Consider the following 24736-nt stretch of genomic DNA (forward strand, 5'->3'; position numbering starts at 1 on the left):
AAATATTGCGAATTTCGCAAAGACCCACGAGGTGACCCGATGAGCAAGACCTTCATGGGCGTGCGCCTGCGCACGCTGCGCGCTGAACGCGGCCTCACGCAGGTGGCGCTGGCCCAGATGCTGGGCCTGTCGCCGAGCTACCTGAACCAGATCGAGCAGAACCAGCGCCCGCTCACCGTGGCGGTGCTGCTGCGCATCAGCAAGACGCTCGGCGTCGACGTGCAGCAGTTCTCCGAAGACGAAGAGGCGCGGCTCGTGGCCAGCATGCGCGAGGCGCTGGCGGACAACCCCGGCGGCGAGGCCGTGGCGCTGCCCGAGCTGCGCGAGGTGGCGTCGCAGATGCCGGCCGTGGCGCGTGCGCTGCTCGCCTTGCACCGCCGCCACCAGGAGGCGCAGGAGCGGCTGGAGCTCATGGCCGCCGAACTCGGCGACGGGCGCGGCGACATCTCGCGCAGCCGGCCCATGCCCTTCGAGGTGGTGCGCGATTTCTTCTTTGCCCACCAGAACCATTTCGACCCGCTCGACACCGCCGCCGAATCGCTCGCCGCCGAGGCTCGCGCGCAGGGCGGACCGCTCGCCGAATGGCTCCAGCAGCGGCTTCTTTCGGCCCACGGCGTGCGCGTGGTGCCGGGCGACGAAGGGGAGGGCGCGCTCGACAGCCAGCGCCGCTACGACCCGGCCCGCCGCGTGCTGCGCCTGTCGGCCGGCCTGGAGCCGGGCCAGCAGGCCTTCCAGCTGGCCACGCAGCTGGCGCTGCTGGAGCAGGCCGCGCTCATCGAGTCGCTGGTCGTGCAGGCCGATTTCGGCGACGCCCCGGCCCACGCACTCGCGCGCATCGGGCTGGCCAACTACTTCGCGGCGGCCGTGCTGTTGCCCTACGGCCCGTTCCTGCAGGCGGCCGAGGCGCTGCGCTACGACATCGACCTGCTCGCGCGCCAGTTCGGCGTCGGCTTCGAAACCGTGTGCCACCGCCTGAGCAGCCTGCAGCGCCCGGGCGCGTCGGGCGTGCCCTTCTTCTTCATCCGCGTGGACCGGGCCGGCAACATCTCCAAGCGGCAGTCGGCCACGCACTTCCACTTCTCGAAGACCGGCGGCACCTGTCCGCTGTGGAACGTGTACGAGGCCTTCGCGCAGCCCGGGCGCGTGCTGCCGCAGCTGGCGCGCATGCCCGACGGCCGCGCTTACCTGTGGATCGCGCGCACCGTGTCGCACGGCCAGCGCGGCTTCGGCTCACCGAGCAAGACCTTCTCGATCGGCCTGGGCTGCGACATCCGCCACGCCCCGCGCCTGGTCTACGCCAAGGGCCTGGACCTGAAGGACCCCGACGTGCCCACGCCCATCGGCATGGGTTGCAAGGTGTGCGAGCGCGTGGCCTGCCCGCAGCGGGCGTTCCCGTTCATCGGGCGGCCGCTGGATGTGAACGAGAACGAAAGCAGGTTCACGCCCTACGCCGTGGCCGGCGCGTAGGGCGGTGGTGCGTCAGTCGCCCTGCGCAGGCTGCTGCGTGCCGGACGCCTCGCTCCACCCACCCCCCAACGCCTTGTAGATCGCCAGCCGGTTCGTCTGCTCCGTGAGCTGCAGGCCGATCAGCGTCTGCTGCGCCGCATAGTCGCTGCGCTGCGCGTCCAGCACGTCGAGGTAGTTGGCGGCGCCGCTCTTGAAGAGCGACTGCGAGAGCGCGAAGCTGCGCGAGGTGGCGGCGCGCAGCGAGCGCTGTGCGTCGAGGCGCTCGGCCAGCGTGCGGCGTTCGGCCAGGGCGTCGGCCACTTCGCGGAAGGCGGTCTGCACGGCCTTCTCGTAGGTGGCGATCTGGATCTTCTGCTGCGCCTGCGCCACCTGCAGGTTGGCGCGATTGGCGCCGCCGTCGAAGATCGGCACGCTGATCGACGGCGCGAAGCTCCAGGCCTTGCTGCCGCTGGTGAACAGGCCCGAGAGCGTGCTGCTCGCGGTGCCGGCCGACGCGGTGAGCGCGATGCGCGGGAAAAAAGCCGCGCGCGCCGCGCCGATGTCGGCATTGCTCGCGCGCAGCGCGTGCTCGGCGGCGCGCACGTCGGGCCGCTGCTGCAGCACGTTCGACGACAGGCCGGCCGGCGGCACGAGCAGCTGCGCCACGTCGGCGGTCGTCGCGGCGCTCGGCAGCAGCTCGGGCGGCGGCGTGGCGCCGACCAGCAGCGCGAGCGCATTGCGGTCCTGCTCGACCTGGCTGTCGAAGGCCGCGGCGTCGGCGCGCGCGGCATCGACGGTGCTCTGCGCCTGCGCCAGCGCCAGGCCCGACTGCGCGCCGAGCGCATGGCTGCGCTGCACCAGCTCGAAGGACTTGCGCTGGCTCTCGAGCGTGCCGCGCGCCAGCTGCAGGCGCTGCTCGTCGGCGGCCAGTTGCAGCCAGGCCGTGGCGACGGATGCCACGAGGCTGATCTGCGTGCTGCGCTGCGTCTCCTCGGTCTGGAAGTAGCCCTGCAGCGCCGATTCGCCGAGGTTGCGCACGCGCCCGAACAGGTCGAGCTCGTAGGCCGTCATGCCCAGGTTGGCGCTGTACTGCGAGGCGATGCGCGATTCGCCGCTGGTCGACAGGCTGCCCGGCGTGCGCGAGCGCGTGCCGGCTGCGCCGGCGTTGACGGTGGGGAACAGGTCGGCCCGCGCGATGCCGTACTGGGCGCGCGCACGCTCGATGTTGAGCGCCGCCACGCGCAGGTCGCGGTTGTTGGCGAGCGCGAGTTCGATCACGCCCTGCAGCTGCTTGTCGACGAAGAAGTCGCGCCAGCCGATGTCCAGGGGTGTGGTCGTCGTGACGCCGGCCGAGGGCAGGTTCGATGGCACGGGCGAGGCGGGCGTTTCGTACGCGGGCGCGAGATTGACGCAGCCGGCGAGCACGGCCGAGGCCAGGGCGGCGCAGGCCAGTGCGCGCAGGGGAAGGCGGGGCAGGGTGGTGCGCGTCATCACTGGGCTCCCTGTTCCGCGGGCAAGGCATCCGGCGGCGTGTCGGCCGGCTTGCGGCGGCCTTCCAGCCAGCCGCGGATCATCGCGAAGAACAGCGGCACGAAGAAGATGCCCAGCGCCGTGCCGACCACCATGCCGCCCAGCACCGCGGTGCCGATCGATTGGCGGCCGCCCGCGCCCGCGCCGGTGCCGATGGCCAGCGGCAGCACGCCGAAGCCGAAGGCCAGCGAGGTCATGAGGATGGGGCGCAACCGCAGCCGCACGGCCTCCAGCGTGGCCTCGATCACGCCCTTGCCCTGCTCCTGCAGCTGCTTGGCGAACTCGACGATCAGGATCGCGTTCTTGGACGACAGCCCCACCGTGGTCAGCAGGCCGACCTGGAAGTACACGTCGTTGCTCAGGCCGCGCAGGCTGGTGAACAGCAGCGCGCCGACGATGCCCAGCGGCACCACCAGGATCACCGAGAACGGCACCGACCAGCTCTCGTACAGCGCCGCAAGGCACAGGAACACGAACAGGATCGAGATGGCATACAGCACCGGCGCCTGCGCGCCCGACAGGCGCTCCTGGAACGAGGCGCCGGTCCATTCGTAGCCGATGCCGGCGGGCATCTGCTTCATCACTTCGTCGACGGCGGCCATGGCGTCGCCCGAGCTCACGCCGGGTGCGGCATCGCCGACGAACTCGTAGCTGGGGCTGCCGTTGTAGCGCTGCAGCTGCGGCGAGCCATACGTCCAGCGCGAGCTGGAGAAGGCCGGGAACGGCACCATCTGGCCCAGGCTGTTGCGCACGCTCCAGCGGTCGATGTCGGTGGGCAGCATGCGAAAGGCCGTGTCGCCCTGCATGTACACGCGCTTGACGCGGCCGTTGTCCAGGAAGTCGTTGATGTAGGTGCCGCCCATCGCGCTCGACAGGGTGCTGTCGATGTCGGACGTGGCCAGGCTGGCCGCGCCGGCGCGCGCGTCGTCGATGTCCACCGCGAACTGCGGCGTGTCGTCCAGGTTGTTGCTGCGCACGTTCGCCACCTCGGGGCGCTTGGAGAGCAGGTCGATGAGCTGGTCGCGCGCCTTCACCAGCGCATCGTGGCCCAGCCCGTTGATGTCCTTCAGGTGGAAGTTGAAGCCCGCGTTGGCGCCGAGCCCGCGCACCGCCGGCGGCAGCAGCACGAAGATGCGCGCGTCGCGGATGGTCGAGAGCTCCTTGTTGGCGCGTCGCGCGAGTTCGGCGGCCGACTGGCCGGCGCCTTCGCGCTCGGCCCAGTCTTTCAGCTTCACGAAGGCGCGCGCCGAACTCTGGTCGCCGTTCTGCCCTGTGATGACGTTCACGCTCACCACCTCGGGTTGCTTCGTGAAGTAGTCCTGCATCTGCGTGACCACCGGCTGCAGCCGCGCATCCGACGCGCCCGGCGGCAGCGTCACCTGCACCTGCAGGAAGGCCTGGTCTTCGTCGGGCAGGAAGGAGGTGGGCAGGCGCATGAACAGCAGCGCCATCACGGCTGCGATCAGCAGGTACACCACGAGGCTGCGCTTGCCGCGCCGCACGATGCCGCCGACGATGCCCTGGTAGCGGTCGGCGCCCTGGTCGAAGCGGCGGTTGAAGCCCGCGAAGAAACGGTCGACCGCGCCCAGCACGCCCTTGCGCGAGGCCGCGTGGCCGCCCTTGGCGACCGGCTTGAGCAGCGTGGCGCACAGCGCCGGCGTGAGCGTGAGCGCCACGAACACCGACAGCGCCATGGCCGAGACGATGGTGATCGAGAACTGGCGGTAGATCACGCCGGTCGAGCCGCCGAAGAAGGCCATCGGGATGAACACCGCCGACAGCACCAGCGCGATGCCCACGAGCGCGGGCGTGATCTCGGCCATCGACTTGCGCGTGGCCTCCTTGGGCGACAGGCCCTCTTCGTGCATCACGCGCTCGACGTTCTCCACCACCACGATGGCGTCGTCCACCAAAAGGCCGATGGCCAGCACCATGCCGAACATGGTGAGCGTGTTGATCGAGTAGCCCGCCACGGAGAGCACGCCGAAGGTGCCCAGAAGCACCACCGGCACGGCAATGGCCGGGATCAGCGTGGCGCGGAAGTTCTGCAGAAAGATGTACATCACCAGCACGACCAGCACCATGGCCTCGGCCAGCGCCTTCACCACCTCGTCGATCGACGCGCTCACGAAGGGCGTGGTGTCGTAGCTCACGAAGGTCTGCATCTGGTTCGGAAAGAGCGGCTGCAGCTCGGCCACCTTGGCCTTCACGGCCTCGGCCACCTGCACCGCGTTGGCGCCGTCGGCCAGCACGATGCCCATGCCGGCGCCCGGGCGACCGCCCAGCACCGAGCGCACCGTGAGGTTCTCGGCGCCCAGTTCCACGCGGGCCACGTCGCGCAGGCGCACCACGGCGCCGTCGGGCGTGGCGCGCAGCACCACGTTCTCGAACTCCTCGACCGTCTTCAGCTTGCTGCGCGCCGTGATGGTGGCGTTGAGCTGCTGCTGCGCACCAGCCGGCAGCGCGCCGAGCTGGCCGGCCGAGACCTGCGCGTTCTGCGCGGTGATGGCGTTGCCCACGTCCGAGGGCATGAGCGCGTACTTGCGCAGCTTGTCGGGGTCCAGCCACAGGCGCATGGCGTAGCCGGTGCCCAGCGTCTGCACCTCGCCCACGCCGTCGACGCGGCTGATGACGTCGACCAGGTTGCTGCTGATGTAGTCGCCCACGTCCACCGCCGAGGCGCTGCCGTCGCCGGAGAACATCGAGACGATCAGCAGGAAATCGTTGCCGCCCTTGGTGACGGTGACGCCGCGGCTTTGCACCTGCTGCGGCAGGCGCGACATGGCCTGCTGCAGCTTGTTCTGCACCTGCATCTGGGCCACGTCGATGTTGGTGCCCGCGTTGAAGGTGAGCGACAGGCGCGCCACGCCCGACGAGTTGCTGGTCGACTGCATGTACAGCAGGTTGTCCAGCCCCTTCATCTGTTGCTCGATGACCTGGGTGACGGAGTCTTCGACCGTCTTGGCCGAGGCGCCGGTGTAGGTGGCGTTGATGGACACGCGCGGCGGCGCGATGTCGGGGTACTGCTCGAGAGGCAGCGTGCGGATGGCCATCAGGCCGGCGAGCATGACGACGATGGAAAGCACCCACGCGAAGATGGGGCGGTCGATGAAGAACTGGGCCATGGCGGGGCCTCAGCGCGCGACGGTGGCGGAGGCGGCGTCGGGCGTGGCGCTCGCGATGGCAGCACCGGCCGGCTTCGCGCCCAGGTCGACCGTGCGCACCTTGTCGCCCACCTTCACGCGCTGCGAGCCTTCCATGAGCACGCGGTCGCCCGCGGCCAGGCCGTCGATCACCTGCCAGCGCGTGCCGACGGCGCGGCCGATGCGGATGGGCCGCTTCTGGACCTTGTCCTCGGCATCGATCACCAGCGTGGAGGCGCTGCCGTCGGGCGCGCGCGTGACGGCCTGCTGCGGCACCAGCAGCGCGGCGTCGTTCACGCCTTCCTGCAGCACGGCGCGCACGTACATGCCGGGCATCAGCAGCTTGTCGGGGTTGGGCACCACGGCGCGCAACGTGACGCTGCCGGTGCCGGCATCGACCGTCACGCCGCTGAAGGTGAGGCGGCCGGCGTGCGGGTAGGGGCTGCCGTCTTCCAGCAGCAGCTGGATGCGCGCCTCGGCGTCGCTGGCGCGCTGCAGCCGGCCGCTGGCCAGCTCGCGCTTCAGGCGCAGCAGCTCGCTGCTCGATTGCGTGACGTGCACATGGATCGGGTCGAGCTGCTGCACGGTGGTCATGGCCGCCGCCTGGTTGGCTGTGACCAGCGCGCCCGGCGTGACCGTGGACAGCTCGGCCCAGCCGGTGATCGGCGAGGTGATGCGCGTGTAGCCCAGCTGGATGCGCGCGGTCTGCTCGGCGGCGCGGGCCACGCCGAGGTCGGCCTCGGCCTGCTGCTCGGCGGCCTGGGTCTCGTCGAACACCTGGCGGCTGATGGCGTCGATCTTCACCAGCTCGGCATTGCGCTTGGCCACGGTGCGGGCCGTGGCCAGGGCCGACTCGGCCTTGCGCACGCTGGCCTGCGCGCTGGCATGGGCGGCCTGCAGCGAGGCGGGGTCGAGCTGGTAGAGCACCTGGCCGGCCTTGACCTGCGAGCCTTCGGTGAAGAGCCGCTCCTTGAGGATGCCGCCGACCTGCGGGCGGATCTCGGCGATCACCGGGGCCGCGGTGCGCCCGGGCAGCTCGGTGCTCAGGGCCAGCACCTCGGACTTGAGCGTGACGATGCCGACTTCTTTTGCCGGGGCGTTGGCCGCCTTGGCCGCGCCGGCGGCCTCCACATTGGTGCGCGAGCACCCCGCGAGGGCGGCGGCGATGCACAGGGCCGTGAGGAGCGGGGCGGAGCGGGAGGCAAAGTGGACGGGCATGGACAGGCAGAAGTAACGAAAGCCAAAGATGGAGCGGGCTCGCGCCGTCGAGTTCAATGCCGCGGCGCGGGGGCGGCGAACTTTACAGAGCGGAAACCGTGCCATGTCCCGAGGGGACGGGCGGGTGGCGTCGAGTGTGCGGCCCCACAGTTAAGCGGGTGTGAAGCGGGGCATTGCCCGCATGAAAAACCCGCCTGAAGCGCTCTCTATGGCTTCTTCTTCGCCTGCGCGACCAGGAAATCGACCAGCAGCGGCAGCGGGCCGACCTCGTTGTCGGTGCGGTAGAGGATGCCCAGCGGCGCGATGGGCGCGTTCATGCGCAGCGGCAGCTCGGCCACGGCCGCGCGGTCGAGCTGGTCGAGCACGGTGCGCGGCACCGGCACCACCACGTCGGGCTGCGAGAGCAGGGCGCGCACCAGCTGCGGCGTGAGCACCTGGATGGCATGCGGGCGCGGCACGATCCGCTCGGCGGCCCAGGCGGCCTCCATCACCTGGCGCACCGCGAAGTGCGCGGGCGGCAGCACCCAGCGCGAATCGGCGAGGTCGCGCAGCCGCAGGCGCTTGCGCTGCACGGCCGGGTGGCCGATGCCGGCGATGACCACCACCTCGTCGCTGCGCAGCGGCACGAAGCGGTGGGCGTCGGGCACGCGCGCGGGCTGGCGCAGCAGCACGGCGTCGAAGGCGCCCGCGCGCAGGCCGATCGTGAGCCGCTCGATGTTGCCCTCCTCGATGAACAGGCGCAGCTTGGGGTGCTTCGCATGCAGCAGGTTCAGCGCGGGCTGCAGCACGCTGGCGATGGCCGCCTCGATGGCGCCGATGCGCAGCGCGCGCGTCTCCTGCGCGGCCAGCGCCGCGAGGCCGTCGCTGGCCACCTGCATGGCGTCGATCACCATGCGCGCGTGCAGCGCCAGCAGCCGCCCGGCTTCGGTGATGCGCATGCCGCGCGCGTGGCGCTCGAACAGCGGCGTGTCGAGCAGGCCCTCGACCTCCTGCAGCATCTGCGTGGCCGCCGGCTGGCTGATGTGGATCGCCTCGGCCGCGCGGCGCAGGTGCGAGTGCGCGGCCAGCGCGTCGATGAGCTTCAGGTGGCGCAGGCGCAGGCGCGCGAGCAGCCGCTCGTGCAGCACGGAAGACGGGGTGGGTGTGTCGGCGGCCATCGATAGGCAATCATTATCAGTCGATGCAAAAGCGATTGGACGCCAATCGGTGGCCTTCCTACGCTCACGGGGTCGGGCGGCAGACAAGGGCGCATCGGCTGCCGGTCCGACGGGGCCGTGCGGACGAAGGGCTCCCGCCCGGCGGGTCCTTCCCTTTCTTGCTTTTCAGACAACACATCATCATGTCCCACCGATTCCGTCCGGCCGCGCGCCTGTGCCTGCCCATCGTCCTTGCCGTCTCGTCCCTGTGCGCCTCGGCGCAGGAGGCGCCTGCTGCCACATCGCCCGCGCCGGCCGCTGCCGTGCCGCTGTACCCGCTGATCGCCGAGCGCTCCAAGGCCATCGAGCAGAAGGTGATCGACTGGCGCCGCGACATCCACCAGCACCCCGAGCTGGGCAACCAGGAAAAGCGCACCGCCGCGCTGGTCGCGGCCCACCTGAAGGCGCTGGGCTACGAGGTGCGCGAAGGCGTGGCCGTGACCGGCGTGGTCGCCACGCTGCGCGGCGGCAAGCCCGGCCCGGTGGTGGCGCTGCGCGCCGACATGGACGCGCTGCCCGTGAAGGAACAGGTCGACGTGCCCTTCGCCTCCAAGGCGCGTGCCCAGTGGGGCTTCGCCACGGTCGACGTCATGCATGCCTGCGGGCACGACGGCCACGTGGCGATCCTCATGGGCGTGGCCGAGGTGCTGGCCTCGATGAAGGCGCAGCTGCCCGGCACCGTGAAGCTGATCTTCCAGCCGGCCGAAGAAAAGCTGCCCAATGCCGAGATCGGCGGTGCGCGCCGCATGCTGGCCGAAGGCGCCTTCGACGCGCCCAAGCCTGACGCGGTGTTCGGCTTGCACCTGGTCTCGGCCCTGAACACCGGGCAGATCGGCTACAAGAGCGGCCCCATCACCGCGAGCTCGGATACCTTCAAGGTCAGCGTGAAGGGCCGCCAGACGCACGGCTCGCAACCCTGGAGCGGGGTCGACCCGATCGTGCTGGGCTCGCAGATCGTGCTGGGCTTCCAGACCATCGCGAGCCGCCAGGTCAACGTGACCAAGGAGCCCTCGGTGCTGAGCGTGGGCACCTTCAATGCGGGCACGCGCTACAACATCATTCCCGACTCTGTGGAGATGAGCGGCACGCTGCGCACCTACGACGACGAGATGCGCCAGTTCATCATCCAGCGCATGGGCGAGACCGCTTCGCACATCGCGCAAAGCGGCGGCGGCACGGCCGAGGTCCGCGTCGAGGCCGACGGCTACGCCCCCACCGTGAACGACCCGGCCCTGACTGCCAAGATGGTGCCCAGCCTGCAGCGCGTGCCCGGCGCCACGCCGATCGTGATTCCCAAGGGCACGGGCGGCGAAGACTTCTCGTTCTTCGCGCAGAAGGCCCCCGGCCTGTTCGTGATGATCGGCGCCACGCCGCCCGGCCGCGACGCGAACAAGGCCGAGCCCAACCACTCGCCGCGCTTCTTCGTCGACGAGGCCAGCCTGCTGGTGGGCGTGCGCACGCTGACGCAGCTGACGGTGGACTACATGGCGGGCGCGCAGCGCTGACCTGAGCGAATCGGCTGCGCCAGCGCATCCGAAAGCGGAAACAGGTGCTGCGCGATGAAGTCCACGAACACACGGATCCTGGGCGACAGCTGCCGGCTCGACGGCCACAGCACGTGGAAGATCATGTGTTCGCGGTTGTGGTCGTCCAGCACCGTGACCAGGCGGCCCTGTTCCAATTGCTGGCGCACGGCGATCTCCGGCACGCAGGCAATGCCCAGCCCCTGCTCGGCAAAGCAGACCTGCGGATCGAGCGTGTTGGTCACCATGCTGGCCGGCAGGTCGATGGCGGGCGCGCCGGCCGCAAGGCCCAACGGCCACACGTCCAGCTTGCCGGTGCTGGGAAAGCGGTAGAGCAGGCAGGCGTGGCTTGCCAGGTCTTGCGGTTCGCGCGGCACGCCGGCCCGGCGAAAGTAGGCCGGTGCACCGACGATCACCTTGCGGCACGAGCCGATGCGGCGCGCCATCAACCGTGAATCGCTGGGCTCGCCGGTGCGGATGACCGCGTCGAAGCCTTCCTCGATGACGTCCACCAGCCGGTCGGCGTAGTCGATGTCCAGTTCGATGTCGGGGTAGAGCCGCTTGAACGCCGCCAGCTTGGGCATGAACAGCGTGCCCACCGACGGCAGGCTGATGCGCAGCTTGCCGCGCGGTGCGCTCTGTGTCTGCAGCAGTTCCGCTTCGGCCGATTCCACCTCGCAAAGGATGCGCCGGCAGCGCTCCAGGAACAGCGCGCCTTCCGGTGTCAGGTGGACGGTGCGCGTGGAGCGATGGAACAGCCGCACGCCCAGCCGTTCTTCGAGCCGCACGATGGCCTTGCTGACGGCCGAGGCCGAGATGCCCAACTGCTGCCCCGCGGCCGTGAAGCTGCGCGTTTCGCCGGCGCGAACGAAGACGTTCAGCGAACCCAGGTTTTCCATGGAGCGACTTTGATTGATGACTGGAGAGTCACATGTATTTGAAACTTTAGCCCATTTTTCATTGATGCATTCCCGCCCACACTGCGGTGGACGCCAACGCGGGCCACCCGGCCAACGCGGGCACAGACGATGGAAAACAACTGAATGACCACCACAACCGCCACCGGGGGCGAGCGCACTGAACGACTGCCCGTGGCCGCCTTGCTGGCCATGTCGATGACCGGCTTCCTGGCACTGCTGACGGAAACGATGCCGGCCGGCATGCTCTTGCGCATCAGCCAGGACCTGGGCGTGTCGGAAGCGTTCGCGGGCCAGTTCGTGACCCTCTATGCCATCGGCTCGCTGGTTGCGGCCATCCCGCTGACGGCGGCGACGCTGGGCTGGCGGCGCCGACCGTTGCTGATCGCGGCGCTGGTCGCCGTGCTGGCCTTCAACACGCTCACGGCGCTGACGTCGAGCTATGCCGTCGCGCTGGTTGCGCGTTTCATGGCCGGCATGGCGGGCGGCTTGATCTGGGGGATGCTGGCGGGCTATGCGCGGCGCATGGTGCCCGAGCACCTCAAGGGGCGCGCGCTGGCAGTGGCAGGGCTGGGCGCACCGCTGGCGTTGTCGCTGGGCGTCCCGCTGGGGACGTTGATGGGCGCCACGCTGGGCTGGCGCACCGCGTTCGGCGGCATGTCGCTGCTCACGCTGGCGGTGATGGCCTGGGTCTTCCTGCAGGTGCCCGACTATCCGGGGCAGACGGCCGAAAAGCGCGCGCCGGTGCGCCGGATCTTCGTCACGCCCGGCGTGCGACCGGTGCTGGCCGTGCTTGCGCTGTGGGTGCTGGCGCACAGCATTCTCTACACCTACGTGATGCCGTTCCTGGCGCCGGCCGGCCTGTCCGATCGGGTCGATGCGGTGCTGCTGGTCTTCGGCGTGGCATCGCTGGCCGGCATCTGGATCAGCGGGCTGCTCATCGACCGCATGCTGCGCTCGCTGGTGCTGCTCGCCCTCGCGGGCTTTGCGCTGGCGTCGCTGGCCCTAGGCGTCGCCGGCACGCAGCCGGTGGTGGTCTATGTCGCGGTGGCCGCGTGGGGGCTGACCTTCGGCGGCTCCGGGGCCTTGCTGCAGACCGCGTCGGCCGAAGCAGCCGGCCCCGGCGCGGACGTGGCGCAATCCATCCTCGTCACGGTGTGGAACATCGCCATTGCGGGAGGCGGCATCGTCGGTGGCGTGCTGCTGGAGACATCGGGCGTCGGCGCTTTTCCATGGGCACTGCTGGCGCTGTTGCTTCCCGGCCTTCTGATTGCCTGGACATCGCGTGCGCACGGGTTTCCCGCGAAGCCACACCGGTCGCCCCACTGATTCCGAAGAGCGCGGGGCATTTCGCGCGCAACGGGCGGGGCCCGCGAGAAAGGCAGGGGCTCGCTCAGAGCCAGTTGCCGCCCTGCGGCATCTGGATCTGCTCGGCCGGGTCGCCGCCCGTCACGAACGAGCCGATGACGATGCTCAGCAGCGAGACGAAGATGCTCGCGAACAGCGCGGTCCAGAAGCCCGACACCTTGAAGCCCTTCACCAGCGCCGCCACCAGCAGGATCATCAGCGCGTTGATGACCAGCAGGAACAGGCCGAAGGTCAGCAGCGTCAGCGGCAGTGTCAGGAAGATCAGCAGCGGCTTGACGATGGCGTTGGCCAGGCCGAGCAGCAGCGCCGACACGATCAGCGCCGAGGTGCTGTCGAACTTGAGCCCCTTGAAGAGATGGCTGGCGACCCACAGCGAGATGCCGGTGATGGCCCAGTGGACGAGGAAAGGGGTGATGTTGTTCAGCATGGCGTGCGGTGTGTGTCGGCAGCCCGCATGGTAAACGGGGCGTCGCGGCGGACCGCTGCGCGGGGCGGGCGGATTTTCTGCGGTTACTTCCCGAAACCATGGCCGACAGGCCGTTAAGATCGCGAACTTCCGGCGCCTGCGCAGGCGCCTGTCTCCATCTTTCTCTGGTTTGGCCGAATCCACCACGGTCATGCATCCATGGCGAATGCGTCGATCGCAAGCGTGACACCCGCTCCGGCGTCGGCCGACGAGGCCGAGTCGTGGGTGCGCGGGGAACTCATCCGCAGCCTGATGCGCTCGGCGCGCGGCTCCTACCTCGTCTCGGCGGCGCTCATGCCCGCCATGGTCGGCCTGAGCTGGGGCCACGTGCCCCGCTGGGAGCTGCTGACCTGGCTGGCCGCCGGCATCATCGCCACCGCCTGCCGGGCTTGGGGCGCGCGCGTGTACGCCGTGCGCTATGCCGGGCGCAGTGCCGTCGCGCAGCAGCAGTTCACCGACCGCTACGGCTTCGTGTGGAGCACCAGCGCGGTGGTCTGGGGCTGCTCGGTGCTGCTGTTCTTCGAGCGCACGCCGCAGGTCAACCAGTTCATGAGCTGGCTCATCGTGGCCGGTGTGGGCACCTTCCCGCTCAACGGGCTGGCGCTGCACCCGCCGCTGCTCAAGCGCTACGTCAACACGCTGTTCATCACCATGCTGGGCGCGGTGCTGGTGCGCCTCGTGGCCGTCACCATGCAGCACCCGCATTTCCAGTACGGCTACCTCATGCCGCTGCTGCCGGCGCTGCACTGGTTCCTGCTGCTGCGCGCCGGCCGCAACATCCATGAGACCGCGCGCAACAGCCTGGAGCTGCTGTTCCACAACCACATCCTGATCAAGTCGCTCACGCAGCAGCGGCAGGCGGCCGTGTCGGCCGTGGCCATGAAGAACCGCTTCCTGGCCAGCGCCGCGCACGACATGCGCCAGCCCGTGCTGGCGCTGTCGCTGTACGCCGACTGGCTGCGCAACGAGCCCGAGCTGGTGCTCGAACTGGCCCCGAAGATCGTGCGCGCCACCCACGCGGTGAACGCGCTGTTCGACTCCATGTTCGACCTCGCGCGCATCGACGCGGGCCAGGTGCGCCTGCACATCGAGCGCGTCGACGTGGCCGAACTGCTGCACGACCTGGAGCTGCAGTACCGCCCCGTGGCCGAGAGCCGGGGGCTGGACTTCCGGGTGCACGTGACCGAGGGCTCGTTCCTCACCGACCCGATCCGCGTGCGCCGCATGATCGGCAACCTGCTGGCCAATGCCATCAAGTACACGACCGAAGGCGGCGTGCTGCTGGCCGCGCGCCAGACCCGCGAGGGCATGCGCGTGGAGGTGTGGGACACCGGCATCGGCATCGCGCCCGAGCACCTGCGTGACGTGTTCCTGGAGTTCTACAAGGTCGCCGACCATGCCGGCACCTCCGACGGCTTCGGCCTCGGCCTGGCCATCGTCGCGCGGCTGTCGCACGTGCTGGGCCACCCGGTCAGCGTGCGCTCGCGCCTGGGCAGCGGCAGCGTGTTCCGCGTGGCGCTGCACGACGCCGACGAGGCGGTGGCGCAGGCGCGGGTGAGTGCGTCGGGCGGCTGAGCACGAGAGCGACGCGCCCATAAAAAAACCGCGCTGTTGCGCGGTTTTTTCCTTCCAGTAACACCGAGGAACCGGCTCTGCCGGGCCTCAGGTGTTGCCCCCTGCAAGGGGGTTGGCGTAGCGACACGAAGTGCGCGAAGCCTGGGGGTTAGCCAGACAGCAGCCCATTCGTTCTTGCATAGTGCAAGGCCTGCGTACGGCTCTTCACGCCCAGACGGCGGAACAGGCGCCACAGGTGCACCTTCACCGTGTGTTCGCTGATCTCCAGGTCGGTGGCGATGTCGCGGTTGCTCATGCCCTTGTCGAGCATGGCGATCAGCTGGGTCTGGCGCTTGGAGAGCTTGCCGCTGTTGGCGGCCGGCATCTCTTCGGTGTCGTCTTCCGATCCGGCCATCAGCAGGCCGCGCAGGGCGGCTGCCAGCTCGTTGGAGCTGGCCGACTTCTCGATGTAGGTGTCGGCGCCAGCCTCGATGCAGGCGTCTTCCATGTCGGCGGCCGGGGCTGCCGAGTACACGGCGATCGGCACGTTCGGATAGACCTGCTTGACCGCGATCACGCCCGAGACGCCATTGGTGTCCGGCAGCTTCAGGTCCAGGCAGAAGAGAGTGGGCGCGCCACGCTGCTGGACCGAACTGGCGAGCTTGTCGAGCCGCTCGAGCTCGACGATGTTCTCGGCGGGGCGCAGGCGACGCAGGACCATCACGATCGCGTCGCGCATCAGGGGGTGGTCGTCGATGACATAAATGCTCATGTTTTCTTCCTTTGTGATCGCACCGTCTTCTCTCTTGTCACACCCGCCGACGGATGGCCCGCGGGTTGTTGCCGGATCAATGTCCCTGGGTGGTGGACGTTGCCTCCGCCAGTGCCTCCAGCGCCTCGGTGGCGGCGCGAGCCTGTTGCGCGTCGACCGGTTCGAGCTGCGCGGCCAATGCCGTGAGCGCCGCGCCGCGTTGCGCCTGCAAGTCGGCGATGGTACGGCCCGCTTCCTGCGGCGACGCGAATCCACGGCTTTGCAAAAGGGTTTCGCCGCGCGCATCGAGCAGCTTGAAATAGAACAGGCCGTCGGCCTTCTCGCGGTATTGCTTGAAGCTGGGCTTCGCCACCTTGGCGGCCTTGGCACCGGCGCCGTCGCGGCCCGCCGCGAGGTTGCGCAGGCCGACCGCATGGCGCAGCGAGGTCATGAAGGGGCGGGACAGCTTGCGCGCCTTCTCGGCGCCCAGCAGCAAGATGCGTTCGATCTCGGCCGGGTCGTTCATGAGCGCCTCGTAGCGCGCGCGCAGCGGCGCCACTTCGCGGTCGATGCGCTCGAACAGCACCTGCTTGGCGTCGCCCCAGGCGATGCCGTCGGCGTACGCCTTGCGCAGGGCCTCGGTTTCTTCGGCGCTGGCGAAGGCCTGGTAGATCTGGAACAGGGCCGAGCCCTCGGTGTCCTTGGGCTCGCCGGGCGCGCGCGAGTCGGTGACGATGCTGGCAATCTGCTTTTGCAGCTGCGCGCGCGGCGCGAACAGCGGGATCGTGTTGTTGTAGCTCTTGCTCATCTTGCGGCCGTCGAGGCCGGGCAAGGTGGCGACCGCATCGTCGATCTCGGCGTCGGGCAGCGTGAAGTGCTCGCCGTACTGGTGGTTGAAGCGCTGCGCCATGTCGCGCGCCATCTCGATGTGCTGCACCTGGTCGCGGCCCACGGGCACCTTGTGGGCGTTGAACATCAGGATGTCGGCGCCCATCAGCACGGGGTACATGAACAGGCCCGCCGTCACGTCGGCGTCGGGCTCCTCGCCCTTGGCGATGTTCTTGTCGAGCTGGGCCTTGTAGGCATGCGCGCGGTTGAGCACGCCCTTGCCGGTGACGCAGGTCAGGAACCAGGTGAGCTCGGTGATCTCGGCGATGTCCGACTGGCGATAGAAGGTGACGCGTTCGGGGTCGAGGCCACAAGCCAGCCAGCTGGCGGCGATCTCGAGCGTGGAGCGCTGGATGAGCGCCGGCTCCTGCACCTTGATGAGCGCGTGGTAGTCGGCCAGGAAGAAGTAGCTCTCGACGCCGGCCGCGACGCTCTGGCGCACCGAGTGGCGGATGGAGCCGACGTAGTTGCCGAGGTGGGGCGTGCCCGACGGCGTGATGCCGGTCAGGACGCGCAGGGGAGCTGGAGAAGACGAAGCCATGTGACGGAAGGAGAAACTTAGAGCAGCATTGCCTTGAGCGGCGTGATGAGCAGGTTGACCACGAAGTAGCCGGCATCCATCAGCGGGCGCAGCCAGTAGTTGCTGACGATGCCGGCGAGCACCAGCGCCATCACGATGAAGAAGCCGTAGGGCTCGATGCGCGCCAGGAAATTCTGCGCCGGGCCGCTGGGCAGCAGGCCGGCCAGCACGCGGCCGCCGTCGAGCGGGGGCAGCGGGAACAGGTTGAAGGCCCACATCACGAGGTTGACCAGCACGCCGCCCTGGCACATCTTGATGAAAAAGGTTTCACTGACGCCGGCCGCGACGATCACGATGAGCAGCACGGCCCACAGGATGGCCTGGATGAAGTTGGAGGCCGGGCCCGCGAGTGCGACCCACACCATGTCGCGCTTGGGATGGCGCAGGCGGTTGAAGTTGACCGGCACCGGCTTGGCATAGCCGAACAGGAAGGCGCCCGAGGTCGCGAAGTACAGCATCAGCGGCATCAGGATGGTCCCGATGGGGTCGATGTGCTTCATGGGGTTGAGCGTCACGCGGCCCATCATGGCGGCGGTGTTGTCCCCGAAGTGGCGTGCCACGTAGCCATGCGCCGCTTCGTGCACGGTGATCGCGAAGATCACCGGCAGTGCGTAAATCAGAACCGTCTGTATCAGATTGGAAATATCCACTGCGCGATTGTGTCAGAGAGGAATGGGGCGGCCGAGCCGTTCGTCAGAGGCCAAGCACCGCGAGCGCACCCCGGCCCTGGCGCACCACGACCGGGTCGTCGCCTGTGCCCATGGGCGTGAGGTCGACCACGGTGGTCGGCTGCGACGGGCAGGCGCCGGCGTCGATGACGGCGCCGATCTGCTTCTCGAAGCGCTCGCGGATTTCCTGCGCGTCGTTCAGCGCCTCGGTCTCGCCGGGGGCGATGAGGGTGGTGGCCAGGAGCGGCGCGCCGTGCAGTTCCAGCAGCTCCAGCAGCACCTTGTGATCGGGCACGCGCAGGCCGATGGTCTTTCGCTGCGGATGGCTCACGCGGCGCGGCACTTCCTTGGTGGCTTCGAGCAGGAAGGTGTAGGGGCCGGGCGTGGCGGCCTTGAGCAGGCGGTACTGCTTGTTGTCGACGCGCGCGTAGTTGGCCAGCTCGCTCAGGTCGCGGCACAGCAGCGTGAGGTGGTGCTTGTCGTCGACCTGGCGGATGCGGCGCAGCTGGTCGACCGCGTCCTTGTCGTCCAGGTGGCAGGCCAGCGCGTAGCTGGAGTCGGTGGGCACCGCCACGACCTCGCCGCGCGCGAGCAGCGCCACGGCCTGCTTCAGCAGGCGCTGCTGGGGGTTCTCGGGGTGGACTTCGAAGTACTGGGCCATGGTGAATTGCTCCTGATCAGGATTCCGCCGGTTCGATCGGCACGCGCCGCTCGCGCACGGTGAGCCACGCGCCGGCGGCGCCGCACACGGCGATCATCGCCATGCCGATCAGCGAGAAGCGGTCGGGCACGTGGGAAAAGATGAGCCAGCCGCCCAGCATCGCAAAGGCGATCTGCGCGTACAGGTACGGGGTGAGGGTGGACGCCGGCGCGCGCTGGTAGGCCAGGATCAGCATGAAGTGTCCCACCGTGCCCATGAAACCCATGAGGCACAGCAGCGCCCACCATTCCCACGAGGGCAGGGCGGTCCAGGCGAAGGGCACGGCCACCGAGGCCAGCAGCGTGCCGACCCAGCCGGTGTAGAAGTGCATGGTCAGCGGGTTCTCGGTCTGCGCGAGCTTGCTGGTGAGCACCTGGAACCAGGCATTGGTCAGCACCAGCCCCAGCGGCAGCAGCACGGCCCAGCTGAAGCTGCCGCCGCCCGGACGCAGGATGACCAGCGTGCCGATGAAGCCACCGGCCACCAGCGTCCAGCGCAGCGGCGACACCTGCTCCTTGAGGGTGGTGGCGGCCAGCAGCGTGATCACCAGCGGCGCGATCAGCACGATCGACGTGAACTCGGCCAGCGGCATGTAGCGCAGGCTCAAAAAGGCAAAGAGGCTCGAGCCCAGCAGCAGCGCCCCGCGCAGCGCCTGGTAGCGCGGGTGCTGCGTACGCAGCAGGGCCGTGCCGCGCAGCGGCAGCAGCACCAGCGTGGTGGCCACGGCCTGGAAGGCATAGCGGAACCACACGCCCATGAGGATCGGCACGGCCAGGGTCGAGTACTTGGTGGCCGTGTCCAGCGTGGCGAAGCAGGCCACCGCGAGGATGACCAGCCCGATGCCTGCCAGGATGCGTTCGGATTCGGTGCGGCGGCGGGTTTGCGCCGCGGCGCGTGCCTGGGCGAGCGCGGCGCTGGCCGCGTTGTCGATGCCGGGCCCGGGGCTCTGGCTCACTGCTGGATGCGGTGGCCGAGCAGTTCCCACACCGGCGTGAGGCTGCCGGGCAACGGTGGCAGCTTGCCGAGATCGCAGTGGCTCTCGTCGGGGCTGTGGAAATCGCTGCCGCGCGAGGCGGCGAAATCGAACTCGAGCGCCTTGTCGGCGTACTCGACGAACTCGGCCGGCGTGTGGCTGCCCGTGACGACCTCGATCGCCTGGCCGCCGTGCGCCTTGAATTCGAGGAACAGCGCGTACTCCTCGTTGGCCGTGAACTTGTAGCGGCCCGGGTGCGCGATCACGGCCATGCCCTTGGCGGCGGTGATCCAGTGCACGGCGTCCTTCAGCGAGGCCCAGCGGTGCGGCACGTAGCCCGGCTTGCCTTCGGTGAGGAACTTGCGGAACACCTCGGGGGTGTCGCGGCAGTGGCCCTGCTCGACCAGGAAGCGCGCGAAGTGCGTGCGCGAAATGAGTTCGGGGTTGCCGACGAACTTGAGCGCACCTTCGTAGGCGCCGTGGATGCCGACCTTGGCCAGCCCCTCGGACATTTCCTGCGCGCGCTTGCCGCGGCCGCCGCGCGTGTCGTACAGGCCCTGCGACATGGCGGCGTCGTCCGGGTCGAAGCCCAGGCCGACGATGTGCACGGTTTCGTTCGCGAAGGTCACCGAGATCTCGGTGCCGGTGAGGTAGCGCATGCCGTTTTCGCGCGCGGCCGCGGCGGCGCGGTGCTGGCCGCCGACCTCGTCGTGGTCGGTGAGGGCCCAGAGCTCGACCCCGTTGGCGGCGGCGCGGGCGGCCAGCGCTTCGGGCGTCAATGTGCCGTCGGAGACCACGGAGTGGCAGTGAAGATCGGCATTGAGAGTAGAAGACACCGGCCGATTCTAGGCGCTCTCGCCCGCCGACACCGGCGTGTGGATGCTTCGGTCTGCTACTAGATAAATAGCATTAACCTCATCGCCCAAGCGGCCTGGCGCGCGCCGTCCTGCGGGGCGGCGCGTTCGCGCTCAGGCGCGCAGGTCGTGCCTGACGAGGTCGGCGGCGCGCTCGGCGATCATGATGATCGGCGCGTTCGTGTTGCCCGACACCAGCCGCGGCATCACCGAGCCGTCCACCACGCGCAGCCCTTGCAGGCCATGGACCCGCAGGCGGGCATCGACCACCGCGGCGCCGTCGTCGGCGGGACCCATGGCGCAGGTGCCCACCGGATGGAAGATGCTGCCGCCGCGGCGGCGCACCCAGTCCAGCAGCTGCGCGTCGCTGGCCAGCGCGGGCCCGGGCTCGTGCTCCTGCGCCAGGTAGCGCGCCAGCGGCGGCGCGGCGGCGATCTCGCGCATCTTGCGCACCAGCCGCACGGCCAGCGCGCGGTCGGCTTCGTGCGACAGGTAGCGCGGCTGGATCGACGGCGCCGCCAGCGGATCGGCCGAGCGCAGCATGATCTCGCCGCGGCTGTGCGGGCGCAGCAGGCAGGCCGACAGCGTCACGCCCGGGAACGGATGCGGCGGCTGGTGCGGCCGCTCGAAGCTCACCAGCCCGAAGTGGATCTGCGCATCGGGCCACCCCGCGGCCTCGTCGCCCGCCGCAAAGAAGGCCCCGGCGCGGTAGACGCCGCCATTCAGCGCGCCGCCGCGCGTCAGCAGGTAGCGCATGAACTCGCGCGCGCTGCGCCAGCGGCTGTGGGCGATGTCGTTGAGCGTCTCGATGCCCTGGCAGCGGTAGCTGGGCCGCACCTGCAGGTGGTCCTGCAGGTTGCGCCCCACGCCCTCGAGCGGCGCCACCACCGGCAGGCCCAGGCGGCCCAGCAGCCCGGCCGGCCCCACGCCCGAGAGCTGCAGCAGCTGCGGCGACTGGATGGCACCGGCGCTCAGGATCACCTCGTGCCGCGCCGAGACGCGTTCGGCCTTGCCGTCGCGCACACAGTCCACGCCGACGGCACGCCGCCCCTCGAAGCACACGCGGGTCGCCTGCGCGCCCGACAGCACGCGCAGGTTGGGCCGGCCCCGCGCCGGCGCCAGGAAGGCCCGCCCGGTGTCCATGCGCCGGCCGTGGCGCGTCGTCATCCGGAAGTAGCCGGCGCCGCTGTTGTCGCCGCCATTGAAGTCGCACGTGGGTGCGATGCCGGCATGCGCCGCCGCGGCGATGAAGGCGTCGGACAACGCATCGCGCGGCAGCGCGGACACCCACAGCGGCCCATCGGCCGCGGGCTGCGACCGGTCGAAGTAGGGGCGCACGCTGTCCCAGTCCCAGCCCGGGTTGCCCAGGGCGGCCCACTGGTCGTAGTCGGCGCGATGGCCGCGCAGGTACAGCATGCCGTTGATCAGGCTGGAGCCGCCCGGCCCCCGCCCGCGCGGCCAGGGCAGGCGGCGCTGCGCCATGTCGGGCTCGGGGTCGGTTTCGAAGCGCCAGTCGTGCCGGGGGTGGCCCACCGTCTTGAAGTAGCCGATGGGAATGCGCAGCCACGGGTTGCGCGACGGTTGTCCCGCCTCGACCAGCACCACTTGCAGCGCGGGGTCTTCGCTCAGGCGGGCGGCCAGCACGCAGCCCGCCGAGCCGCCGCCGACGATCACGATGTCTGCCTGCATCGCGCGCGCTCAGTCGGCCTTGATGCCGGCGTTGCGGCCCAGGCGCAACCACTTGTCCGACTCGGCCGCCAGCACGGTGCGAAAGCGCGCCGGCGTCATCGGCTCCGGTTCGAGCGCCAGCGTGGCCAGGCGCTCGCGCACCTCGGGGGCGGCCAGCGCCTTGGCAAGCGCGTCGCCGAGCCGCTCGACGATCTCGCGCGGCGTGCCGCTGCGCACCGTCATGCCGTCGAAGGAGCGCAGTTCGAAGCCCGCGTAGCCCTGCTCGATCATCGTGGGCACCGCGGGCAGGGCTGGCAGGCGGTGCGCGCCGGTCACCGCGAGCGCGCGCAGCTTGCCGGCCTGGATCTGCGGCAATGCGGCGGAGGCGGTCAGGAACATGGTGTCCAGGCGCCCGGCCAGCAGGTCGCCCACCGCCATCGGGAACTGGTTGTACGGCACGTGCGTGAGCTGGCTGCCCGTCTGCTGGGCGAACAGCGCGCCGGCCAGGTGCGCCGGCGTGCCGTTGCCGCCGGAGCCGAAGCTCAGCGTGCCCGGCCGCGCCTTGGCCGCGGCCTCCAGCTCGCGCGGCGAGCCCAGCGCCGAGCCGGCGGGCGCCACCAACACGTTGTAGCTCCAGGCCGTCATGCCGACCGGCTCCAGGCTCTTGAGCAGGTCGAGCGACTGGCCCGGGAACAGCAGCGGCGCCACCAGCGAGGCCGACGACAGCATGTAGACCGTGTAGCCGTCGGCCGGCTGGCGCAGCACCTCGCCCAGGCCCACGGTGCCGGCCGCGCCCGGCCGGTTCTCGACGAACACGGTCTGGCCCAGCCCGCCCGCCATGCGCTCGGCCACCACGCGGCCAGCCACGTCCGCCGGCGTGCCGGGCGCCCACGGCACGATCAGGCGCACGGGCCTGGACGGGTACGCCTGGGCCGCGGCGCCGGCGGGCAGCAGGCCGGCCAGCAGGGCAGCGGCCATGAGGGCGGCGCAAAGGAATCGCTTCGTCGGTTCGGTCATCGCGGGTCTCCGGGGTGCCAGGGGGTGGGCGGATTCTGGGCAGGCCGGGGGAGGGCGACAAATGAGAAATCCGAGCGTACTCATACCGTTGCCGATATAAATGGCCATGGCCTCCTTCCTGGAACGAAACCTCACGCTGCGCCAGCTGCGGCTGCTCAGCCAGCTGGGCCGCACGCTCAGCCTGAGCAAGTCGGCCGAGCTGCTCAACACCACCCAGCCCGCGCTGTCGCGCACGCTGGCCCAGCTCGAGGCCACGCTGCAGGTGCGCCTGTTCGAGCGCACCACCAAGCGCATCGCGCCCACGGCGGCGGGGCTGAGCATGGTCCGGCACGCCGACCGCGTGCTGGGCGAGCTGATGCTGGCCGAGGAGTCGCTGCGCGACCTGCGCGTGGGCGTGAGCGGCGAGCTGCGCCTGGGCGTGCTGCCCGTGTTCTCGGCGCAGCGGCTCGCGGCCGCGCTGCTGCAGGCCTCGCAGATGCTGCCCCACGTGCGCCCGATGGTGCAGACGCTGGAGATCGAGGACCTGCACGGCGCGCTGCAGGACGGGCGCATCGACCTCATGCTCGCGCACGCGGAGTGGACGGTCGACCTCAACCGCGTCGAGGTCACGCCGTTGTACGAGGAGTTCAGCAGCATCGTGGCGGCGCCGCGGCACCGGCTGGCGCTCAAGCGCGCGCCGACCTGGGCCGAGGCCGCCAACGAGCGCTGGGTGCTGCCGCCGCACCGCACGCCACTGCGGCCCAAGCTGGACCGCATGCTGTCGGTGCACCGCCGCCCGGGCGGCCCGCATCCGGCCGACATCCAGGCCGACTCGGCCCCGCTCGCGCTGCACCTCGTGCGCAGCTCGGGCCTGCTGTGGGCCACCGCCAACCACTACGCCGAAGACTTCGAGCGGCGCGGGCTCGTGCGCCGCATCGCCATGCCGGGCGAACTGCTGCGCGGCCCCATGTGCGCCTTCCGCCTGCGCAGCGAGGCGATGAACACGCCCACGCGCGTCTTCCTGCAATGCATGCAGGACGCGGCCGCCGCGCCGCTGCCGTCGTCGGACTGACCGGGCCGGCGCTGCGGCGCCTCAGCGCTTCTTGCGAAACGCCGTCCAGGCGGCCACGGCGGTGAAGGTGGCGACGATCGCCACCACGATCCAGAACCCGTGCTTGTGCTCCGCCAGCGGAATGCCGCCCACGTTCATGCCGAACAGGCCGGCCAGGATGTTGATCGGCAGCGCCAGCACCGTGACCACCGTCAGCACGAACAGGCTGCGGTTGTTGTCCTCGTTGACGTTGGCGGCGATTTCTTCCTGCAGCAGCTTGATGCGCTCCTGCAGCGCCTGCATGTCGCGCAGCACCACCGAGAACTCCTCGGTCGAGCCGCGCAGCTCCTGCACGTCGGGCTCGGCCATCCAGGCCGGCGGACCCTGCAGCAGGCGAAACAGCGCGGCCGGCTCGGGCGCCAGCAGCCGCTGCAGCCGCACCAGCAGCCGGCGCAGCACGCCCAGGCGCGCGCGCTTGTGGTCCAGACGCCCGGCCAGCAGCTCGTCCTCGATGCGGTCGATGCGCGAGGTGACGCCGCGCACGATCTTCACCAGCACGTCGGCCTGCGCGCGCAGCAGGTGCTCGAGCAGCTCGGTGCTCGAGCGCGGCGCCTCGCCCGCCTTCACGGCCGTGCGCAGCGCGTCGACCGAACGCAGCGGCTTGGTGCGCGCCGTGACCACCAGGCGCGGGCCGACGCTGATCCACAGCGTCGAAATGTCCGAGGGCTCGAAGCTGAACTCGAAGTGCACGTCGTTGATGACCGCGATCAGCGAGTCGTCGGCGCGCTCGATGCGCGTGGAGGGCAGGCCTTCGTGCAGCGTCTCGTAGAAGGTGTCCGACAGGGCGGCGTGCCGCACCAGCCAGCGTTCGGCGTGCGCATGGCTCAGGTTGAAGTGCAGCCACACGTAGGCGTTGCTGTCGCCGAGCTGGCCGGCATCCGCCAGCCACGCGGCGGCCTGCGCCGAATCGATGGCCCGCGCGGGCTCCGGCGCCGCGGCGTCGAACAGGTAGCCGCAGATCAGCCCGGCTTCGTCGCCGCCATAGGACTGCGCGGCGAGGTCATGAAATACCGACAAGGTGCGTGGTCAGAAAAGACATGTGAACAGGCAGACGCCCGTTTGGCGGGCTGCCAGCATGCCCCGGATGGTGTTCGTGCCATGTGACAACGGCGTGTCGGCTTACAGAAAACAGCCGCAAAACCGTCACGCCGCCGTCATGCGGCGGGGGCAGCATGCTTTTTGTCTA

Annotated in this window: 20 protein-coding genes; 5 read left to right on the top strand and 15 right to left on the bottom strand. The window is 70.0% G+C overall.

Annotated elements, in window-relative coordinates; all coding sequences use genetic code 11:
- Positions 1-39: 39 nt before the first annotated feature.
- Positions 40-1467 carry a short-chain fatty acyl-CoA regulator family protein gene (locus AC1RAD_RS06845; RefSeq protein WP_062469428.1) on the top strand — a complete coding sequence of 476 codons (1428 nt, stop codon included), beginning with the start codon at positions 40-42 and terminating at the stop codon, positions 1465-1467.
- Between the two features lie 12 nt (positions 1468-1479).
- On the opposite strand, the gene AC1RAD_RS06850 is transcribed toward AC1RAD_RS06845, so the two are convergent.
- From AC1RAD_RS06850 to AC1RAD_RS06865, 4 genes are all read right to left on the bottom strand, one after another.
- Positions 1480-2937 (bottom strand): efflux transporter outer membrane subunit, encoded by a 1458-nt coding sequence (locus AC1RAD_RS06850; RefSeq protein WP_492734265.1) that lies wholly within the window; start codon positions 2935-2937, stop codon positions 1480-1482.
- Positions 2937-6101 carry an efflux RND transporter permease subunit gene (locus tag AC1RAD_RS06855; protein ID WP_492734266.1) on the bottom strand — a complete coding sequence of 1055 codons (3165 nt, stop codon included), beginning with the start codon at positions 6099-6101 and terminating at the stop codon, positions 2937-2939. Before AC1RAD_RS06855 ends, AC1RAD_RS06850 begins: the two co-directional genes overlap by 1 nt.
- Before the next feature lie 9 nt (positions 6102-6110).
- Positions 6111-7337, bottom strand: a complete 1227-nt coding sequence (locus AC1RAD_RS06860) for an efflux RND transporter periplasmic adaptor subunit (protein ID WP_492734267.1) — start codon at positions 7335-7337, stop codon at positions 6111-6113.
- Between the two features lie 206 nt (positions 7338-7543).
- On the bottom strand, positions 7544-8494 hold the full coding sequence (locus tag AC1RAD_RS06865; protein ID WP_492734268.1) for a LysR substrate-binding domain-containing protein: 951 nt from the start codon (positions 8492-8494) through the stop codon (positions 7544-7546).
- Between the two features lie 182 nt (positions 8495-8676).
- Between AC1RAD_RS06865 and AC1RAD_RS06870 the strand changes: the two genes are divergently transcribed.
- Positions 8677-10038 (top strand): amidohydrolase, encoded by a 1362-nt coding sequence (locus AC1RAD_RS06870; RefSeq protein ID WP_492734269.1) that lies wholly within the window; start codon positions 8677-8679, stop codon positions 10036-10038.
- Here the strand turns inward: AC1RAD_RS06870 and AC1RAD_RS06875 are convergent.
- Complete coding sequence (locus AC1RAD_RS06875) at positions 10014-10955, bottom strand: LysR family transcriptional regulator (protein WP_492734270.1); 942 nt, start codon at positions 10953-10955, stop codon at positions 10014-10016. The genes AC1RAD_RS06870 and AC1RAD_RS06875 overlap by 25 nt on opposite strands.
- 144 nt (positions 10956-11099) lie before the next feature.
- Here AC1RAD_RS06875 and AC1RAD_RS06880 point away from each other — a divergent pair, with 144 nt between their 5' ends.
- Complete coding sequence (locus AC1RAD_RS06880; RefSeq protein ID WP_492734271.1) at positions 11100-12302, top strand: MFS transporter; 1203 nt, start codon at positions 11100-11102, stop codon at positions 12300-12302.
- 64 nt (positions 12303-12366) lie between these two features.
- Here the strand turns inward: AC1RAD_RS06880 and AC1RAD_RS06885 are convergent, their stop codons facing one another.
- The gene (locus AC1RAD_RS06885; protein WP_062482043.1) at positions 12367-12768 is read right to left on the bottom strand and encodes a phage holin family protein; all 402 of its coding nucleotides are present in this window, start codon (positions 12766-12768) and stop codon (positions 12367-12369) included.
- Positions 12769-12966: 198 nt separating this feature from the next.
- Between AC1RAD_RS06885 and shkS the strand changes: the two genes are divergently transcribed.
- Positions 12967-14382, top strand: coding sequence for a surface-behavior sensor histidine kinase ShkS (gene shkS, locus AC1RAD_RS06890; RefSeq protein ID WP_070061585.1), 1416 nt, complete (start codon positions 12967-12969; stop codon positions 14380-14382).
- A 148-nt stretch (positions 14383-14530) separates the two neighbouring features.
- Here the strand turns inward: shkS and AC1RAD_RS06895 are convergent, their stop codons facing one another.
- The 8 genes from AC1RAD_RS06895 to AC1RAD_RS06930 all read right to left on the bottom strand — a co-directional run bounded on the left by AC1RAD_RS06895 (position 14531) and on the right by AC1RAD_RS06930 (position 22460).
- Positions 14531-15133 (bottom strand): LuxR C-terminal-related transcriptional regulator, encoded by a 603-nt coding sequence (locus AC1RAD_RS06895; protein ID WP_056578680.1) that lies wholly within the window; start codon positions 15131-15133, stop codon positions 14531-14533.
- 76 nt (positions 15134-15209) lie between these two features.
- A complete protein-coding gene (locus AC1RAD_RS06900; protein ID WP_095744105.1) occupies positions 15210-16541 on the bottom strand; it encodes a tryptophan--tRNA ligase in 1332 nt (443 codons plus the stop codon).
- Positions 16542-16558: 17 nt separating this feature from the next.
- Entirely contained in the window at positions 16559-17230 is a 672-nt protein-coding gene (locus AC1RAD_RS06905; RefSeq protein WP_062482125.1) for a site-2 protease family protein, read from the bottom strand.
- Positions 17231-17273: 43 nt separating this feature from the next.
- Entirely contained in the window at positions 17274-17909 is a 636-nt protein-coding gene (locus AC1RAD_RS06910; protein WP_095744107.1) for an L-threonylcarbamoyladenylate synthase, read from the bottom strand.
- A 16-nt stretch (positions 17910-17925) separates the two neighbouring features.
- Complete coding sequence (locus tag AC1RAD_RS06915) at positions 17926-18903, bottom strand: DMT family transporter (RefSeq protein ID WP_095946657.1); 978 nt, start codon at positions 18901-18903, stop codon at positions 17926-17928.
- Entirely contained in the window at positions 18900-19757 is an 858-nt protein-coding gene (locus AC1RAD_RS06920) for a 3',5'-nucleoside bisphosphate phosphatase (RefSeq protein ID WP_062482136.1), read from the bottom strand. Before AC1RAD_RS06920 ends, AC1RAD_RS06915 begins: the two co-directional genes overlap by 4 nt.
- A 132-nt stretch (positions 19758-19889) precedes the next feature.
- The gene (locus tag AC1RAD_RS06925; RefSeq protein ID WP_492734272.1) at positions 19890-21464 is read right to left on the bottom strand and encodes a GMC family oxidoreductase; all 1575 of its coding nucleotides are present in this window, start codon (positions 21462-21464) and stop codon (positions 19890-19892) included.
- A 9-nt stretch (positions 21465-21473) separates the two neighbouring features.
- Positions 21474-22460: a Bug family tripartite tricarboxylate transporter substrate binding protein gene (locus tag AC1RAD_RS06930; RefSeq protein ID WP_492734273.1), complete on the bottom strand. Its 987-nt coding sequence runs from the start codon at positions 22458-22460 to the stop codon at positions 21474-21476.
- A gap of 106 nt (positions 22461-22566) precedes the next feature.
- Between AC1RAD_RS06930 and AC1RAD_RS06935 the strand changes: the two genes are divergently transcribed.
- Complete coding sequence (locus tag AC1RAD_RS06935) at positions 22567-23511, top strand: LysR family transcriptional regulator (RefSeq protein ID WP_307694626.1); 945 nt, start codon at positions 22567-22569, stop codon at positions 23509-23511.
- Between the two features lie 21 nt (positions 23512-23532).
- Here the strand turns inward: AC1RAD_RS06935 and AC1RAD_RS06940 are convergent, their stop codons facing one another.
- On the bottom strand, positions 23533-24567 hold the full coding sequence (locus tag AC1RAD_RS06940) for a transporter (protein ID WP_144004458.1): 1035 nt from the start codon (positions 24565-24567) through the stop codon (positions 23533-23535).
- Positions 24568-24736: the final 169 nt, after the last annotated feature.

It is taken from the genome of Variovorax sp. GW823-FHT04B03, assembly GCF_058796495.1.

Bases quoted from the DNA above. Each gene is read 5' to 3' on its own strand.
- AC1RAD_RS06885 (WP_062482043.1), bottom strand. From the start codon at position 12,768: ATGCTGAACAACATCACCCCTTTCCTCGTCCACTGGGCCATCACCGGC.
- AC1RAD_RS06860 (WP_492734267.1), bottom strand. From the start codon at position 7,337: ATGCCCGTCCACTTTGCCTCCCGCTCCGCCCCGCTCCTCACGGCCCTG.
- AC1RAD_RS06895 (WP_056578680.1), bottom strand. From the start codon at position 15,133: ATGAGCATTTATGTCATCGACGACCACCCCCTGATGCGCGACGCGATC.
- AC1RAD_RS06935 (WP_307694626.1), top strand. From the start codon at position 22,567: ATGGCCTCCTTCCTGGAACGAAACCTCACGCTGCGCCAGCTGCGGCTG.
- AC1RAD_RS06930 (WP_492734273.1), bottom strand. From the start codon at position 22,460: ATGACCGAACCGACGAAGCGATTCCTTTGCGCCGCCCTCATGGCCGCT.
- AC1RAD_RS06870 (WP_492734269.1), top strand. From the start codon at position 8,677: ATGTCCCACCGATTCCGTCCGGCCGCGCGCCTGTGCCTGCCCATCGTC.
- AC1RAD_RS06900 (WP_095744105.1), bottom strand. From the start codon at position 16,541: ATGGCTTCGTCTTCTCCAGCTCCCCTGCGCGTCCTGACCGGCATCACG.
- AC1RAD_RS06925 (WP_492734272.1), bottom strand. From the start codon at position 21,464: ATGCAGGCAGACATCGTGATCGTCGGCGGCGGCTCGGCGGGCTGCGTG.
- AC1RAD_RS06850 (WP_492734265.1), bottom strand. From the start codon at position 2,937: ATGACGCGCACCACCCTGCCCCGCCTTCCCCTGCGCGCACTGGCCTGC.
- AC1RAD_RS06880 (WP_492734271.1), top strand. From the start codon at position 11,100: ATGACCACCACAACCGCCACCGGGGGCGAGCGCACTGAACGACTGCCC.
- AC1RAD_RS06865 (WP_492734268.1), bottom strand. From the start codon at position 8,494: ATGGCCGCCGACACACCCACCCCGTCTTCCGTGCTGCACGAGCGGCTG.
- AC1RAD_RS06845 (WP_062469428.1), top strand. From the start codon at position 40: ATGAGCAAGACCTTCATGGGCGTGCGCCTGCGCACGCTGCGCGCTGAA.
- AC1RAD_RS06875 (WP_492734270.1), bottom strand. From the start codon at position 10,955: ATGGAAAACCTGGGTTCGCTGAACGTCTTCGTTCGCGCCGGCGAAACG.
- AC1RAD_RS06910 (WP_095744107.1), bottom strand. From the start codon at position 17,909: ATGGCCCAGTACTTCGAAGTCCACCCCGAGAACCCCCAGCAGCGCCTG.
- AC1RAD_RS06855 (WP_492734266.1), bottom strand. From the start codon at position 6,101: ATGGCCCAGTTCTTCATCGACCGCCCCATCTTCGCGTGGGTGCTTTCC.
- shkS (WP_070061585.1), top strand. From the start codon at position 12,967: ATGGCGAATGCGTCGATCGCAAGCGTGACACCCGCTCCGGCGTCGGCC.